This is a genomic window from Campylobacter sp. BCW_6461, from assembly GCF_001762735.1.
In the GTDB taxonomy this organism is placed as follows: domain Bacteria; phylum Campylobacterota; class Campylobacteria; order Campylobacterales; family Campylobacteraceae; genus Campylobacter_D; species Campylobacter_D jejuni.
The window spans coordinates 104,000-120,527 of the sequence record NZ_MJXJ01000023.1 but is presented as its reverse complement, the minus strand read 5'-3'; the positions used below and the strand labels follow the sequence as shown (position 1 = coordinate 120,527).

16 protein-coding genes are annotated in these 16,528 nt (G+C 29.1%); 12 read left to right on the top strand and 4 right to left on the bottom strand.

What is annotated here, in order from left to right:
* Nucleotides 1–54: 54 nt before the first annotated feature.
* From hypB to AJ882_RS05630, 7 genes are all read left to right on the top strand, one after another.
* The gene (hypB, locus tag AJ882_RS05660) at nucleotides 55–798 is read left to right on the top strand and encodes a hydrogenase nickel incorporation protein HypB (protein ID WP_002867717.1); all 744 of its coding nucleotides are present in this window, start codon (nucleotides 55–57) and stop codon (nucleotides 796–798) included.
* Nucleotides 798–1,079, top strand: a complete 282-nt coding sequence (locus AJ882_RS05655) for a HypC/HybG/HupF family hydrogenase formation chaperone (RefSeq protein ID WP_002776342.1) — start codon at nucleotides 798–800, stop codon at nucleotides 1,077–1,079. Before hypB ends, AJ882_RS05655 begins: the two co-directional genes overlap by 1 nt.
* The gene (hypD, locus tag AJ882_RS05650) at nucleotides 1,063–2,154 is read left to right on the top strand and encodes a hydrogenase formation protein HypD (RefSeq protein ID WP_002867718.1); all 1,092 of its coding nucleotides are present in this window, start codon (nucleotides 1,063–1,065) and stop codon (nucleotides 2,152–2,154) included. The genes AJ882_RS05655 and hypD overlap by 17 nt, the downstream gene beginning before the upstream one ends.
* A complete protein-coding gene (hypE, locus tag AJ882_RS05645; RefSeq protein ID WP_002820822.1) occupies nucleotides 2,151–3,125 on the top strand; it encodes a hydrogenase expression/formation protein HypE in 975 nt (324 codons plus the stop codon). The genes hypD and hypE overlap by 4 nt, the downstream gene beginning before the upstream one ends.
* Entirely contained in the window at nucleotides 3,125–3,469 is a 345-nt protein-coding gene (gene hypA, locus AJ882_RS05640; protein WP_002799863.1) for a hydrogenase maturation nickel metallochaperone HypA, read from the top strand. The genes hypE and hypA overlap by 1 nt, the downstream gene beginning before the upstream one ends.
* A gap of 94 nt (nucleotides 3,470–3,563) precedes the next feature.
* Nucleotides 3,564–5,591 (top strand): site-specific DNA-methyltransferase, encoded by a 2,028-nt coding sequence (locus AJ882_RS05635; RefSeq protein WP_002859979.1) that lies wholly within the window; start codon nucleotides 3,564–3,566, stop codon nucleotides 5,589–5,591.
* Entirely contained in the window at nucleotides 5,584–8,133 is a 2,550-nt protein-coding gene (locus AJ882_RS05630) for a DEAD/DEAH box helicase family protein (RefSeq protein WP_002867719.1), read from the top strand. The genes AJ882_RS05635 and AJ882_RS05630 overlap by 8 nt, the downstream gene beginning before the upstream one ends.
* Before the next feature lie 30 nt (nucleotides 8,134–8,163).
* Here the strand turns inward: AJ882_RS05630 and holA are convergent, their stop codons facing one another.
* Both holA and AJ882_RS05620 read right to left on the bottom strand, forming a co-directional pair.
* Nucleotides 8,164–9,129 carry a DNA polymerase III subunit delta gene (holA, locus tag AJ882_RS05625; protein WP_002859981.1) on the bottom strand — a complete coding sequence of 322 codons (966 nt, stop codon included), beginning with the start codon at nucleotides 9,127–9,129 and terminating at the stop codon, nucleotides 8,164–8,166.
* Nucleotides 9,122–11,056: an RNB domain-containing ribonuclease gene (locus AJ882_RS05620; RefSeq protein WP_002867720.1), complete on the bottom strand. Its 1,935-nt coding sequence runs from the start codon at nucleotides 11,054–11,056 to the stop codon at nucleotides 9,122–9,124. The genes holA and AJ882_RS05620 overlap by 8 nt, the downstream gene beginning before the upstream one ends.
* Before the next feature lie 118 nt (nucleotides 11,057–11,174).
* Between AJ882_RS05620 and ilvC the strand changes: the two genes are divergently transcribed.
* The 5 genes from ilvC to AJ882_RS05595 are packed head-to-tail and all read left to right on the top strand — an operon-like array spanning nucleotide 11,175 to nucleotide 15,294.
* Nucleotides 11,175–12,197: a ketol-acid reductoisomerase gene (gene ilvC / locus AJ882_RS05615; RefSeq protein WP_002852218.1), complete on the top strand. Its 1,023-nt coding sequence runs from the start codon at nucleotides 11,175–11,177 to the stop codon at nucleotides 12,195–12,197.
* A gap of 3 nt (nucleotides 12,198–12,200) precedes the next feature.
* A complete protein-coding gene (locus AJ882_RS05610) occupies nucleotides 12,201–13,283 on the top strand; it encodes a divergent polysaccharide deacetylase family protein (RefSeq protein WP_002859983.1) in 1,083 nt (360 codons plus the stop codon).
* Complete coding sequence (locus AJ882_RS05605; RefSeq protein WP_002867721.1) at nucleotides 13,273–14,046, top strand: DNA-processing protein DprA; 774 nt, start codon at nucleotides 13,273–13,275, stop codon at nucleotides 14,044–14,046. Before AJ882_RS05610 ends, AJ882_RS05605 begins: the two co-directional genes overlap by 11 nt.
* Nucleotides 14,043–14,426 (top strand): Holliday junction resolvase RuvX, encoded by a 384-nt coding sequence (gene ruvX, locus AJ882_RS05600; RefSeq protein WP_002852281.1) that lies wholly within the window; start codon nucleotides 14,043–14,045, stop codon nucleotides 14,424–14,426. The genes AJ882_RS05605 and ruvX overlap by 4 nt, the downstream gene beginning before the upstream one ends.
* Nucleotides 14,427–14,454: 28 nt before the next feature.
* Complete coding sequence (locus AJ882_RS05595) at nucleotides 14,455–15,294, top strand: RsmB/NOP family class I SAM-dependent RNA methyltransferase (protein WP_011049748.1); 840 nt, start codon at nucleotides 14,455–14,457, stop codon at nucleotides 15,292–15,294.
* A 175-nt stretch (nucleotides 15,295–15,469) separates the two neighbouring features.
* Here the strand turns inward: AJ882_RS05595 and msrA are convergent, their stop codons facing one another.
* Both msrA and ppa read right to left on the bottom strand, forming a co-directional pair.
* Nucleotides 15,470–15,967 carry a peptide-methionine (S)-S-oxide reductase MsrA gene (gene msrA, locus AJ882_RS05590; protein WP_002852283.1) on the bottom strand — a complete coding sequence of 166 codons (498 nt, stop codon included), beginning with the start codon at nucleotides 15,965–15,967 and terminating at the stop codon, nucleotides 15,470–15,472.
* 41 nt (nucleotides 15,968–16,008) lie between these two features.
* On the bottom strand, nucleotides 16,009–16,527 hold the full coding sequence (gene ppa, locus AJ882_RS05585; protein ID WP_002867724.1) for an inorganic diphosphatase: 519 nt from the start codon (nucleotides 16,525–16,527) through the stop codon (nucleotides 16,009–16,011).
* Nucleotide 16,528 lies beyond the last annotated feature (1 nt).

Below are 16,528 nucleotides of genomic sequence, written 5' to 3'. Positions count from 1 at the left end.
AATTTTTTAATGCTTTTAAGGTTAAAATGAAACAAAAATATAGAAGGAAAGAAAATGTGTAAAGATTGCGGCTGCTCTATAAATTCAAGCCATACGCATGGTCATCATCACGATCACCATCATGAAAATCCAAGCTTAAAAGAGGGTAAAACCATAGAAGTGATTTCTAAAATTTTAAGCAAAAATGATGAAGAAGCTAAGCATAATAGAGCGCATTTTAATGAAGCTAACACGCTTTGTATCAATTTAATGAGTTCTCCAGGTAGTGGAAAAACCACGCTTTTAGAAAGCACGATTAAGGCTTTGAAAAATGAACTTAAAATTGCTGTGATTGAAGGGGATTTAGAAACCAATAATGACGCTCTAAGGGTAAAAAATGCCGGAGCTTTGGCGTATCAAATCACTACAGGACAAAGCTGTCATTTGGACGCTTTTATGGTGCATGAGGCTTTGCATCATTTAGCCATTGATGATGTGGATTTGCTTTTTATAGAAAATGTTGGAAATTTGGTTTGTCCTGCAAGTTATGATTTAGGAGAGCATTTAAATGTGGTTTTGCTTTCGATAACTGAAGGAAGTGATAAACCGCAAAAATACCCTGTGATGTTTAAAAAGGCTGATATAGTTTTAATCACAAAGGCAGATTTGGCCCATCATTTTGATTTCGATATTAAAGAGGCGACTAGCTTGATTAAAGAATTAAATCCTAGAGCAGATATTATCACTCTTGATGCAAAAAATGGCACTAATATGGAGCTTTGGTATAAGGTGCTTAAACTTAAAAAGGAGCTTTTTTAATGTGTTTGTCTATACCTTCTGAAATTTTAGAAATCGATGAATTAAACAATGCTTTAGTACAAACTTTAGGTGTGAAAAGAAAAGTTAATTTGGATTTGATTGATGAGCCTTTAAAACAGGGCGATTATGTCTTAATCCATGTAGGCGTTGCTATGGAAAAAATCGACAAAGAAGCTGCACTAGAAAGCATTAAAACCTATCAAGAAATAGTAGAAAAAATGAATAGTGGAGAGATAAAAAGTGATGAGGGAGATTTGGGTTTAAATGAATTTCATCGATGAATTTAGAGATAAAGAAAGCATTTTAGCTTTAAAAAAACTTATAGAACAAGAACTTAAAAATCCTATCAATATCATGGAAATTTGCGGTGGGCATACGCATAGTATTATGAAATATGCCCTGCCTTCTATTTTGCCAAAGGAAATTAACTTTATCCATGGGCCAGGATGTCCTGTTTGTGTTATGCCAAGAGTTCGCATTGATACAGCTATTAAGCTAGCCTCCATGAAAGATACGATTTTTTGTACCTTAGGGGATCTTTTAAGGGTGCCTGGAAGTGAAATTTCTTTACTGGATTTAAGAGCTAAAGGGGCTGATGTTAGAGCACTTTATTCTCCGCTTGAAGTTTTGGAAATCGCTAAGCAAAATTTAAACAAAAATATCATCTTTTTTGCTATAGGTTTTGAAACCACTACGCCTATGAGTGCTTTACTTCTTCAAAAGGTTATAGAAGAAAAAATAAATAATGTCTTTTTTCATATCAATCATATCACGGTTCCAGCACCTGTGGAAGCGATCATGAATGATGAAAATGTAAAAATCAATGCTTTTTTAGGCCCTTCTCATGTGAGTGTGATAACAGGTTATGGTATTTATGAGCCTTTAGCAGCAAAGTTTAAAACCCCTATAGCGGTGAGTGGTTTTGAGCCAGTTGATATTTTAGAAAGTGTGTTAAATATCATAAAACAAAGCAATGAAGGCACTTTTAAAGTGTATAATCAATACAAAAGAGCCGTAAGCAAAGAAGGCAATGTTAAAGCACAAAATTTAGTAAAAAAATACTTTAGGGTGTGTGATTTTGAATTTCGTGGCTTAGGACTTATTAAAAATGGAGGCTTGGAGTTAAAAGAAGAATTTAGCGCTTACGATGCGAGTAAAAAATTTGATTGTACGGTGCAAAGTAAAAATGAAAGCAAAGCCTGTATTTGTGGGCAAATTTTAAGAGGTTTGGCCAAGCCTTATGATTGTAAAGTTTTTGGCAAGGCTTGTACGCCAAGAAGTCCTATAGGAAGTTGTATGGTTTCTGGCGAGGGTGCTTGTGCGGCGTATTATAAATACTCAAAGGTGAATGCATGAAAAATATTTCCTTAGCCCACGGAGGCGGTGGAGAAGAGATGAATGAGCTTTTAACTAAGCTTTTTAAGATCTTTGATAATGAAATTTTAAACGCAAATAATGATGCAGCGATTTTGGGAAATTTGGCTTTAAGCACGGATTCTTTTGTTTTAAGTCCGATTTTTTTAGATGAAGAGGTTAATATAGGTAAACTTTGTGTTTGTGGTTCTATTAATGATGTTTTGATGGTGGGTGCTAAGCCAAAATATCTAAGCTTAGGGCTTATCTTAGAAGAAGGTTTTGAGCTAGAAAAATTAGAACGTATTTTAAAAAGCATTAAAGAAGAATGTGAAAAATGTGGAGTTATGTTAGTTTGTGGCGATACTAAAGTTGTTCCTAAGGGTAAAGCAGATGAAATTTATATCAACACTACAGCCTTAGGTGAAATTATTTCTAAAAAAGAAAGTAAAAATATCAAAGCAGGGCTTAGCATACTTCTTTCAGGTGATATAGGAAGGCATGGAGCTAGTGTTTTAATCAAAAGAAATGAGTTAGAAGCTAATGTTAAAAGTGATTGTAAGGCTTTAGATAAAGAGGTTTTAGAGCTTTTAGAAAAAGATATAAAGGTTGTAGCAATGAGAGATGCTACTCGTGGGGGACTTAGTGCGGTTTTAAATGAGTGGGCAAAGCAAAGTGGAAATGATCTTTTGATCTTTGAAGAAAAAATCATCGTTCAAGATGAGGTTTTAGGACTTTGCGAGCTTTTTGGTTATGAAGCCTATGAGCTTGCAAATGAAGGCACTTTTATACTTTGTGTGGAAAAAGAAGATGGGTTAAAAGCCTTGGAAATTCTAAAAAAATACAATGTAAATGCGAGTATTATAGGAGAAGTTTTAGAAGAGAAAAAAGCACGCGTGATCTTACAAAACGCTTATGGAGCAAAACGCTTTTTAGAAAGCCCTAAAGGCGAACTTTTACCAAGAATTTGCTAATGCACGAATTAAGTATAGTAGAATCTTTAATCGAACTTTGTGAAGAAAATGCCTTAAACAATAAGGCTTACAATGTGCAAGAAATTTATGTAAAAATCGGGCGTTTAAGCGGTATAGAAGTGGATCTTTTTAAGCGTTGTTTTGAAACTTTTAAAGAAAACTCAAATATTTGTAAAAATGCTAAACTTTTTATAGAACTTGCCCCACTTGAAATTTTATGCTTAAAATGCGATCAAACAAGCATTTTAGAAGAAAATGTTTTTAAGTGTCCTAAATGTCAAAGTATAGAATACAAAATCACACAAGGTGAGGACTTGCACCTTATGCGACTTGTGATGGAGTGAGATAATAAATTTAGAAACATTGTTTTTTGTTTGATTTTATATAATTTCTAGTATTATAATAAAATAAAATTTTTAATTTTACAAGGATTAAAATATGCTAAAAGATAAATTATTGCAAGATTTAGAAGAACATTTTGAAACTTTAGGACAAGTTAGAAATTTAGCACAAAATTATGATGAAAGATTGTTTAATTATCTTTTAGAAGAAAGTAAATATAAAGAAGAATTTAAAAATAGATTTTTTATTTTTAATAAAAAAGTTTTGATTTTTAAAATAAATGAATTTTTAACATTTTTAGATCTTAAAAATTTAAGTGGTAGCTTTACAAGCTATGCTAACAAAATAGGACTTGCAAATAAAACAAAATCTCTTTTAAAAACAAATAACGAAGTAGTATTAAATTTTGCTTTTAAAGATGGCATTATAAAAGGCGGACAAAGTAAAGATGAGCAAAAAACACAAGAGATATTTTTCAATGAAATACTAGCTCATGATGAAATAGATGTGTTATTTGATAAAAAAGCTTTGCAGAATTTTGAACTAATAGGTGAAATAAAAAATTTACAAGAATATTTAAAAAATAATCCAAATTTGCTCATAAAAGGCAATAATTTACTAGTGTTACATTCTTTAAAAAAGCTTTATGCAAATAAAATAAAATTAATCTACATTGATCCACCTTATAATACGGGTAATGATAGTTTTGGTTATAATGACAAATTTAAACACTCTACTTGGCTTACTTTTATGAAAAATCGCCTTGAAATTGCTAAGGAATTTTTAAGAGATGATGGTGTGATTTTTGTGCAATGTGATGATAATGAACAAGCATATTTAAAAGTACTTATGGATGAGATTTTTGGAAGAGATAATTTTGTAAATAGTATAGCTGTTAAATTAAAAAATATTGCAGGAGCAAGTGGAGGAGGAGAAGATAAAAGATTTAAGAAAAATATAGAGTATATTTTAATTTATGGTAAAAGTTATGAAAAATTAGAACAATTTAAATCTGTATATGATTCTAGAGAATTGTATTCTCATATAAGTTTTTGTAAAGAAAATAATATTAGTTGGAAATATACTTCGGCTCTACTCAATGGCGGTGAAAAAAAGTTAATAGCTACAACACTTGATGGTGATGGCAATGAAATTAAAATTTTTGAAAGAATTAATTATGATATAAAATCCATAGGACAAATGATAAAAGATTTTAAAATGAATGAGAAAGAAATTTTTTATCATTATGTAAATAAAATTTTTAGAACCACGATGCCACAAAGTTCAATTAGAGTGAGAGTTCTTGAAAAATTAAAAGAATTAAATTTAAGTCCTTATCTTATATCTATAGAATATACCCCAAAAAGTGGAAGAAATAAAGGTGTTGTATACGAGCAATTTTATAATGGAGAAAAATTAAATTTATTCGCATGGCTAAAAGATGTTGTAGAAATTAAAGATAAGCAAATTTTTAAAAAAGAATTAGCTGGAACTTTATGGGATTTTGCTTTCGCAATGACAAATTTAACAAAAGAAGGGGATACTCAATTTAGCAATGCAAAAAAACCCGAAGCTTTACTTCAAAGAATTATAGAAATTTCTACAAATGAAAACGACATAGTAATGGATTTTTTTGCGGGAAGTGGCACTACTCTAGCCGTTGCTCATAAAATGAAACGCAAATGGATAGGCATAGAACAAATGGATTATATAGAAACTATCACAAAAGAAAGACTCAAAAAAGTCATAGAAGGTGAGCAAGGTGGTATCAGCAAAGCAATAAATTGGCAAGGTGGTGGAAATTTTGTTTATGCTGAGCTTATGCCACTTAATGCAATTTATAAAGAAAAAATACAAAATTTAAATGATGAAAAAGAACTAGATAATATTTATCAAGAGTTAAAAACCAAAGCTTTTTTAGATTATAGAGTAGATATAAATGAAATTTTAAAAGATAAAGAATTTGAAAATTTAGACTTAGAAAGCAAAAAAGAAATTTTAAAACTTGTTTTAGACTCTAATATGGATTATCTTTTATATGGTGATATAAAAGATGAAGATTATGCCTTGTCTAAAGAAATAATAAAACTTAATAAAATATTTTATGGTGATGAAAATGTTTAATAAAAAACTACACGAGCTTTTACAAGAAGAATTTGGAAAAAGAGGTATAGAGCAAATAGAAATTCCTTTTTACGTAAAAGAGAATTTATCAAAAGAATTAAGAATTTATCAAGAAAAAGCTCTAAAGTATTATTATGCAAATTCTGATAGCATAAAACAAAGACATTTAATGTTTAATATGGCAACAGGAAGTGGAAAAACTCTTATAATGGCTGCATTAATACTAGATTGTTATAACAAAGGATATAGAAATTTTATATTTTTTGTAAATTCTACTTCGATTTTAGAAAAAACTAAAGCAAATTTTGCAAATAAATATTCTAGCAAATATCTTTTTAAAGAAAATATAAATATAGACTCTAAAAATATAGAAATTAATATTATAAATAATCTTTTTGAAAGCAAAAATGAATGCATTAATATATATTTTACAACTATACAAGCTTTATTTTCTCTTTTTAAAAATGAAAGAGAAAATTCTTTAAGCTTTGAAGATTTAAAAGATGAAAAGCTTGTATTTTTAGCTGATGAAGCTCATCATTTAAATAGTGATACTAAAAGCAAAAACGAAAACGAGCTTAAAGAAGGTTGGGAAGCTATTATAAAAAGAGCTTATGAAAGCAATAATGAAAATTTATTATTTGAATTTAGTGCTACTATTCCGCAAGAATTTAATGTTTTGGAGAAATATCAAGATAAAATTATTTATGAATACACCTTAAGAGAATTTTGCAAAGAGGGATATTCTAAACGTATATTTTTAGTTAAGTATGACAATGATAGTTTAGAACATAGATTTTTAGGAGCCGTGCTTTGTAGTCTTTATAGAGAGTTGTTGGCTCAAAAATATAATATCATATTAAAGCCTGTTGTTTTACTTAAGAGTGAATCTATAAAAGAATCTATGCAAAATCAAGAAAAATTTATAGATTTTATAGATAATTTAGAAAGCTTGCATATAGAAGATTTTTATAAAAATATAAACAAAGAAAGTGATCTTTTAAATAAAAGTTTAGAGTTTTTTAAAAAAGAATATCAAAATACTTATGCAAAAACTATTGTAAATTTTTTGAAAAATAATTTTAAAACGCTTTATATGTTAAACACAAATGATGATAAAGAGCTAGAAAAAAATCAAATTTTACTTAATAGCTTAGAAGAAAAAGATAATCAAATAAGAGTTATTTTTTGCGTTGATAAACTTAATGAAGGTTGGGATGTTTTAAATCTTTTTGATATAGTTAGGCTTGGAAATAAAAAGGCAAGTAAAACAATAACCACAAAGGAAGCACAACTTATAGGAAGAGGTGCTAGATATTATTCTTTCAAAAGCGATTTGTTTGATTTTGATGATGAGTTTAGATTTAAAAGAAAGTATGATAGTGATCTTGAAAATGAGTTAAATGCTTTAGAGAAATTAACTTATCATACTAGAAATGATGTTGAGTTTATCAAGCAACTCAATGAAAGCATGAATAAAGAAGGATTATTATTTGAGGAGGAAAAAACACGCATAGATTTAATAGTCAATGAAAAAATAAAAGAGATTATTAAAAATAACAAAATTTATTACGCTAATAATAAAAGAATCAAAAAGCGTGATTTGAAAAATTTTTACATTACAAGAATTGAGATGGAACAAAAAATAAAAGGTTTGCAAATTCCTTATTTTTCAAATTCTATAAAAGAAAGTGAGGAGAAATTTGAAGAAATCAAAGAAGAATATGATCTTCAAAAACCATCTGCTCTTAATCATATAGATAATATATATTTTTTAAAAGCTATGAATATATTAGGACTTGATTTTAACAAAATCAATGAAAATTTTACTTTTAAAAGCAAAAAAGATTTTATAGAAAATTGTTTAAAAAATACAGTTGTTTGTTTTTCAAAACGACAAGAATTTAATCAAATAAATAATCTTGAAATAGCCAAATATATTTTAGAAAATTTTAAATCGCTCAAGCAAAACATAAAACAAGAATACGAAGTAAGTGAGTTTATAACTCATGAATTTAATATAGGGAATAAGGTAGTATTTAAAAATAAAGAGAATTTTAAGGAAATGAATTTTGAGTGGCTTTATCACAAAACTTTTTGTTTTGATAGTAATTTAGAAAAAGAATTTTTAAATTTTATAGAAGTGAAAAAAGATGAAATCAATAAAGTGTTTTCTAAATGGTTTGTTATAAGAAATGAAGGCTTTGAAGAATTTAAAATTTACGATAATAGAAAAGATGAAGTAACTTATGCTATGGGATTTGAACCTGATTTTATTTTCTTTGGTAAGAAAAATAAAGATGATGATAATTTTTTAAGCATACAATGTTTTATAGAAACAAAAGGAGAGCATTTAGCAATAGCAAAAGATGCTTGGAAGGAAGAATTCTTAGAGACTTTAAAAGGAAAAATAATAACCACCAAGGATGATAAAAAATTAACTCTTCAATCTTTACCGTTTTTTATAAACAAGAACTTTAATATAAATGATAAATTCCTTAGTAGTTTTGATGAATTTGTAAGTTTTCAAGATGAAAGATAAGTAATATTTATTTTTACCAAGTATATAAATCTAGCTTTTCAAAATCCTTGCAAGTTTAAGCAAATTTGAAATCAAAAATTCTTTTTTTACGAGCTTAGAATTGGTTTTAAGCTCGTATTCGCTTTTAAGCAAAAGAGTGAAAATTTCTTTATATTGTTCGATTTTTAAATTAAAGGCTTGAGAGCTTAAATTTTGTCCCACTTGAGGAGGTGGAGTATAGCCTAAAAGATCTTTAAAGTCAATTTTACCATTGACTTTAGCATAAAGTGCGATTTTAAACAAACGATAAAAAGAATTATACAAAGAGTTGATTAAAGCAATTTCATTAAAATTATCTAAAATTTTTTCAAGTTCGCTTTTAAAGTCTTGTTTTTTTAAAATTTTCTCAAAAAAGCTTTCAAAACTTCCTGTATTCAAACTATAGCAGTATTGTTCTATGGTTTTTTCATCTACTCTTAAACCACTAAATTTATTAAGCTCACTCGCAGCAAGATATAAGTTTTCATCAAAACTTGCAAAAAGAGTAAATAAAGCATTTTGAGTGATTTCAACCCCTAGTTGTTTTGCTTTTATGCTTAAAAGTTCCACGCCTTCTTTAGCTCCGTTAGCTTTGAAAAATCTTACAAAATGAGGAGAGAAAATTTTTTCTATATCGCTTTGTTTAGAATTTTCATCATAAAGCTCTAAAAGAAAGAAATTGTTCGTATTGTTTTTGCAAAGTTCGACTAAAATTTTAAGATCTTTTGTTGGAATTTTTTTAGAAGTTTTGATTTCTAGTAATTTTTTTTCGCTAAAAAGCGATCCTGCGCTTAAAAAATCACTCGCACGAGTGAAGTTGTATTCTTCAAAAAAAAGTTTTAAAGTTTCATCGGGCTTATATTTTTCTTTTATAAATTCAGCATAAAGTTCGCTTTGAAAATTATCTGCTCCATAAAGAAAGAAAAAATTAGGTATTGAATCTTTAGAAAGTAAGATTTGAAGCTCTTTTCTATACATTTTCTTCCTTTATAAGTCTTTGGGTGATTTTAGCATAAATTTTTGCCATAACTATATCCGCTTCTATGATTTGCACCTCAACACTTTCTAGCAAATTTACACGCGTATCATAAAGGATTATATCTGCTCCTTTGATTTCATCATCTAGTTTAGCTATGCAAAGTCCATCATTTTGCACAACTAAAGCTTTAAATTTTTTGCCTATATTTTTAGCTGCCCATCTAGCAAATTTTCTATCCATAAAATCAAAAGCAACCTTATCCGCCTCTCTTTCAAGTGTGCTAAGATTCTCGCAAGTGCTTTCTATGTTTAAAAGTAGATAATTAAAAAGTTTTTCATCGTTTTTTTGTTTGGCTTTTAAAAGTCTGTGTAAAATAAGATCAGAATACCTTCTTATAGGGCTTGTAAAATGTGAGTATTTATCAAAACCTAAGCCAAAATGCCCCGCATTTACGCTAGAGTATTCCGCTTTTTTTTGTGCTTTGATGATGAGTTTATCTACTTCTGCTCTTAAATTTAATTCATCAGCTAAAGCTTGTATGTCGCGTATGAGCTCAGGAAGATTGGGTTTAAAATTTACATCGATTCCGAGTTCGCGTAATTCATTTAAAAGCTTATCGATTTTTCTTGTATCAGCACTTAAGTGATTTCTAAAAACGCCTATATCTATGAGTTTTGCTGCGGCTTTATTGGCTAAAAGCATACAATCTTCGATCAAATTATGCGAAGGCGTGTCTTTTTCAAAAACTGTGCTTTTTAGACTTAAATTTTCATCTAAATTCATTCTTAATTCTTCGGTGCGAAATTCAAAGGCATTTTTAAGACGCATTTTGCGTAAATTTTTTGTGATTTCAAAAAGCTCATAAAGCCATGAAAGTTCTTTTAAATCAGGTTTTTGTACCAAAATTTCATCAACTTCATCATAATTAAAACGGCGTTTTGAGTTGATAATACCTTCAAAAAGTTCTTCTTTGATGACTTTATTTTCATGATCGAGTGTGATTTTAAAACAATACGCTAAGCGATCTAAATGAGGTTTTAAAGAACAGATATTTTCACTTAAAGGATGCGGTAACATAGGTATAGCAATGTGCGGAAAATAAATAGAAAATCCACGATTTCTTGCTTCTTTATCTATAGCACTATAAGCATAAACATATTCGCTAACATCAGCAATAGCTACATAAATTTCTCGTTTTTGAGTGTCAAAATAAATCGCATCATCAAAATCTTTTGCATGTATAGGATCTATAGTGCAAAAAGGCAAGGCTCTTAAATCCATGCGATTTTCATACATACTCGCATCAACACTATCGCCGTTTGCTAGGGCTTCTTTGATACAAGCGTCGCTAAATTCGTTGTTTTTATTGAAAAGGGCTAAAGAGATTTTTTCATCTATACTTTCATCATCAATATGCCCTAAAACTTCTATGATATTGTTATTTTCATTTTCTATTTTTAAAACTGTTCCTAAAGGTAGCAATTTTAAGGATTTTTGAGAAGCTTTTAAGGCGGTGCTTAATCCTGTTTTGATATTCATTCCAAGTACGGCTTCGCCATACCTTTTGGTGATCACTAAAGAGGTTTCATTGGCTCTTTTTAGAACCAAAATCACCTTTGCACTGGGGCGTTTTTTCTTTAAAGGTAGAAGTTTTACTGCAACTATATCTTTATAGTTTGCACCTTTTAGGTTTTTGTTTTCTATCAAAAGATCTTTTTTAAAACTTTCATCAAAGCATTGTAAAAAACCTGTACCTTTGCTCGAAATATCAAGCACCCCAAAGGCAAAACCATTGTTAAGATAGTATTTGTTTTTGTGTTCTTTAATGATATGATTGGCTAAAAGCTCTCTTAAAATTTGTTTAAATTCATTACTTACTTCATGAGAGTTAATGCCATAACTAAGACTGTTTAAAAATTCTTTCACTTTTGATACTTTATGATTTTTTGTAAAATTCTTACATAAAGTTTATAAAAAAAATATGAAATTTATACTTTAATTGCTATAATAATACCTTTAATTTTTGAATTTTTAAGGAGTGAATATGGCTATTACAGTATATTATGATAAAGATTGTGATTTAAATTTAATCAAATCAAAAAAAGTAGCAATTATAGGCTTTGGCTCTCAAGGGCACGCTCATGCGATGAATTTAAGAGATAATGGCGTAAATGTAACTATCGGACTTCGTGAAGGTAGTGTAAGTGCTGTTAAAGCAAAAAATGCTGGTTTTGAAGTAATGAGTGTGAGTGAGGCTTCTAAGATAGCGGATGTGATTATGATTTTAGCTCCTGATGAAATTCAAGCAGATATTTTTAATGTCGAAATAAAACCAAATTTAAGTGAAGGCAAGGCTATAGCTTTTGCACACGGTTTTAATATCCATTATGGTCAAATTGTTGTTCCAAAAGGTGTAGATGTTATCATGATAGCACCTAAAGCACCAGGTCATACAGTAAGAAATGAATTTACTCTAGGTGGTGGCACTCCTTGTTTAATAGCTATCCATCAAGATGAAAGCAAAAATGCTAAAAATTTAGCCTTAAGTTATGCAAGTGCGATCGGGGGTGGACGTACAGGTATTATAGAAACAACCTTTAAAGCCGAAACAGAAACAGATCTTTTTGGTGAGCAAGCTGTGCTTTGTGGTGGACTTAGTGCTTTGATTCAAGCAGGTTTTGAAACTTTGGTTGAAGCAGGTTATGAACCTGAAATGGCTTATTTTGAGTGTTTGCATGAAATGAAACTCATTGTGGATTTGATTTATCAAGGTGGTATTGCAGATATGCGTTATTCTATTTCAAATACTGCAGAATACGGCGATTACATCACAGGGCCAAAGATTATCACTGAAGAGACTAAAAAAGCGATGAAAGGTGTTTTAAAAGATATACAAAATGGTGTTTTTGCAAAAGATTTTATCTTAGAACGCCGTGCAGGTTTTGCTAGAATGCATGCAGAACGCAAAAATATGAATGATTCTTTGATAGAAAAAACAGGACGCAATTTGCGTGCTATGATGCCTTGGATCAGTGCTAAAAAATTAGTAGATAAAGATAAGAACTAAACATTGTCAAAGAAAAAATTAGTTCAAATTCAGCGTTATTTAATCATAGCTATACTTTTTTTACTTTGCATAGCTTTAGCTTTGGGAATTTTAGTAAAATATCAAAATTCCCAAGATGTTTCTTCTGTTAAGCCGGATTATTTTATTGATAAGCAAGAAGATTTAATTTCATTAAATAAAGATCATTATGAAATTGGTATTTTTCAAGAGAATGAGTTTGATAATAATAAATCTGTAAGTATTTTAGAGCAAAAAATTCAAGAAATTGATGATTTAAATACAAGTTTAAATGAGCAAAATTTAAGCAGTGTGGAGCAGAATTTAAGTTTAGAGCAAAATCAGAGTTTAGAACAAAATTTTATTCTAAAAGATACAAATTTAACCCAAGATCAAAATTTAACTTTTAATGAAGATATTCATTTAAATAAAATTTCTAAAAAACCAAAACTTGCTATTATTATCGATGATATGGCAAATGCAAGTCAGGTTAGAGGTTTAAAAGCTTTAAATTTAAAGTTAAATCCTTCTTTTTTTCCGCCAGATAAAAACCATAGCGAAACGCCAAAACTTGCTTTAAAATTTGATTTTTATATGGTGCATTTACCTTTAGCAGCGATTAATTACAATAAACCTGAGCTTGATACTTTAAATCCAAATGATAGCAAAGAAAGAATTTTTAAAAAAATCAAGCAAATTAAAAAAGATTTTAAGGATTTAAGATACATCAATAATCACACGGGAAGTTTATTTACAAGCAATGAAGAAGCTATGAGAAAGCTTTATGAGGTTTTAAAAAATCAAAATATATTTTTTGTAGATTCTAAAACTATAGGAAATTCTAAAGCAAATAAAATAGCCAAAGAGTTAAATGTTCCTTATATACAAAGAGATGTGTTTTTGGATAATGAAGATGATGTTAATTATGTTAAAAAACAACTTGAAAGTGCGGTAAAACTTACACAAAAAAAAGGTTTTGTTATAGCCATAGGACATCCTAGAAAAAATACTTTTAAAGCTTTAGAGCAAAGTAAAGATTTGTTAAAAAGCGTTGATCTTGTGTATTTGAGTGAAATTTATGGCAAGTGAAATTTTGCCTGATGAATTTTTAGAGCTTTTTCAAGATTTAAAAAAGCCTCCTAAAAAATTACACTATAAAGGAAATTTATCTTTATTAAAACAAGATAAAATCGCTATTATAGGTTCAAGGCGTATGAGTGTTTATACGAAAAATTGTGTTTTTTCCTTAGCGAGTATGCTTAAAAATGCTCATCTTTGCGTGGTAAGTGGCGGTGCTTTGGGTGTGGATATCACCGCAAGTATGGCAGCTATGCCAAATACTATAGGTATTTTTGCCAATGGTTTAGATCAAATTTATCCAAGAACTAATGAAAAAATCATTAAACAAATTTATGAAAATGCTTTAGCTTTAAGTGAATACGAAGATGATTATTTGCCAAAAAATTATGATTTTTTACTAAGAAATCGTTTGGTTATTGCTTTAAGTAAGGCCGTTGTGGTTGCACAAGCAGATATAAAAAGTGGTTCTATGCAGAGTACAAAACTTGCTTTAGAACTCAATAAACCTTTATATGTTTTACCACAAAGACTAGAAGAAAGCACAGGAACTAATTTTCTTTTAAAGGAAAATAAAGCAAAGTTAATTTGTGATTTTAAAGAATTTGTAAGTGAGTTTGCAAGTATAGATATAAATCAAGATGAGTTTTTAGAGTTTTGTAAAAAAGGTGTGAGTGTTGATGAGGCTTTAAAAATTTATGGACAAAAAGTTTATGAATATGAACTTGAGGGAAAAATTTCCATAGAAGGGCTTTTTATAAGGGTTTTAGCATGAGAGCTTTGGCTTTAGATGTAGGTTTAAAACGCATAGGTGTAGCGCTTTGCATAGATAAAAAGATCGCTTTGCCTTTAGATGCAGTTTTAAGAAAAAATCGCAATCAAGCCGCTAATGAAATCAAAAATTTACTTAAAATACATGAGATTTCTTTACTCATTGTAGGCATTCCTAAGGGTGGATCAAGTGAAGAAGAAATGACAAGACGCATTAAGCATTTTGTTTCTTTGCTTGAATTTGATAAAGAAATTTGCTTTGTAGATGAAAGCGGAACAAGCAAAGAAGCTTTAGGATACGGCGTAGCCAATACACGCAAAAAAGATGGTAAATTAGACTCCTTATCCGCTTTTATCATGATAAAGGATTATTTTGCTCTCTAGAATAGAAAAACTTTATACCAAAGATGAAATGCAAAATATTTTATCTTCTTTTACTCAAGAAAAAAATGTTTGTGTATTTACAAATACTTTAAAAATTAGCATTGAAGAATTAGAAAAAGAATTTTTAAAACAAAAATTAAAATTTAAAAAGATCAATGCTTATTGTTATTTGTTTGATGCCAAAGATAAGGCTATCTTAAGTTCTATGAAAGTTTTTAATGAGGCGCACTTTTATATACAAAATTATTCTTCTTATTTGTGTGCTTTAAATTTAGAAGTCAAAGCAGGGCAAAGGGTTCTTGATATGTGTGCAGCTCCGGGTGGTAAAAGTATCAATCTTGCAAATTTTATGCAAAATACAGGTTATTTAGCTTGCAATGAGATGAGTAGGGATAGATTTTTTATTTTGCAAAAAAATCTTAAAAATTACGGCGTGAATGCTAAAGTTTTTATGAAAGATGGTAAAAATATAGGCAATTTATGTCCTTTAAAATTTGATAAAATCTTACTTGATGCACCTTGTTCGACTTTTGCTAAAATAGGTTTTGATTTGGAAAAAAGTTATAAAGAAATCAAAAATATTGCAAAAACTCAAAAAAAACTTCTACATTCTGCTTTAAAGGCATTAAAAATAGGTGGAGAGCTTGTATATAGTACTTGCACCTTTACCAAAGAAGAAAATGAAGAAGTGATAGAGAATGCTTTAAAAAGTGAGTTTAAATTAGAGCTTTTAGATATTGATTTGGAAAATGTTGAGGCTAAAGCAGGGCAAAGTGAAGAATTTGCTGAAATTTCAAAATGCAGACGGATTTTACCAAGCTTAGACTATGATGGATTTTTCATAGCTAAACTTAGGAAATTATGTTAATTAATAAAATTATTCACATTTAAATACAAATTCATAAAAAAACTTAAAAAACAATAAATAATTTTTTCTTTATTTTAAAGCTTAAAGTTCTATTTTTAAGTACTTTGAAAAGAAAATCACAGCGTGAAAAGGCTGTGAATAAAGTTGAATTTTTTTTAACCTTAAAAAGATGAAATTAGTCTGATTGTATTTTTTGCAGTTTTGGAGCTATTACAGCTTGACAATATCCTTGATCGGGATTATTTATAAAATAATGTTGATGATAGTTTTCAGCTTTATAGTAAGTTTGCAATCTTGAAATTTTAGTAACTATTTTTTTACTAAATATTTTTTGCTGTTCTTCAATGAAATTTTGAGCTAAAATTTTATCTTCTTCATTTTCGTAAAATATTATTGAGCGATATTGTATGCCAATATCTTCACCTTGTTTATCTATACTTGTTGGATCATGAATTTTAAAAAAGAGTATTAGGATTTCAAGAAGAGAGATTTGTTTTTCATCGTAATTTATTTTGACAACTTCTATGTTACCATCACCATTACACACGCTTTCATAGCTAGGATTTGGTTTTCCTCCGCTATATCCAACTTCAGTATTGATTACACCTTTTAGACGTTCAAATACGGCTTCAATACACCAAAAACAACCACCACCTAAAATGATATTTTTCATTGCGAGTTTTCCTTAATCTTAGCCCTTTGAAAGGGCTAAGATTATTTATAGTTTTTGATTGCTTTTTCTAAAATTTCAATTGCGGCTTTTTCATCTTTGAAGTCTTGCACTTTAACCCATTTATTTGGTTCTAAAATTTTATAAGTTTCAAAGAAGTTTTTGATTTTATTCAAAGTTGCCTGTGGTAAGTCTGTATAAGTTTTTATATTATCATATCTCGCATCTATTTTTGAATTTGGAACTGCAAGAAGTTTTTCGTCCATTCCACTTTCATCTTCCATGATTAAAACACCGATTAAGCGACAAGGAATCACAGCTCCAGCTTGGATAGGATATTCATTAAGCACTAAAATATCTACAGGATCACCATCATCAGCCAAAGTATTAGCAATAAAACCATAGTTTGCTGGGTAAAACATCGCGCTAGCCATAACGCGATCTACCATAATAGCACCGCTATCTTTATCGATTTCGTATTTTATATTTGAGCCATATGGAATTTCAATTACGGCATTGATTTTATTTGGAATATCTCCGATTTTGATTTTGTTTAAATTCATT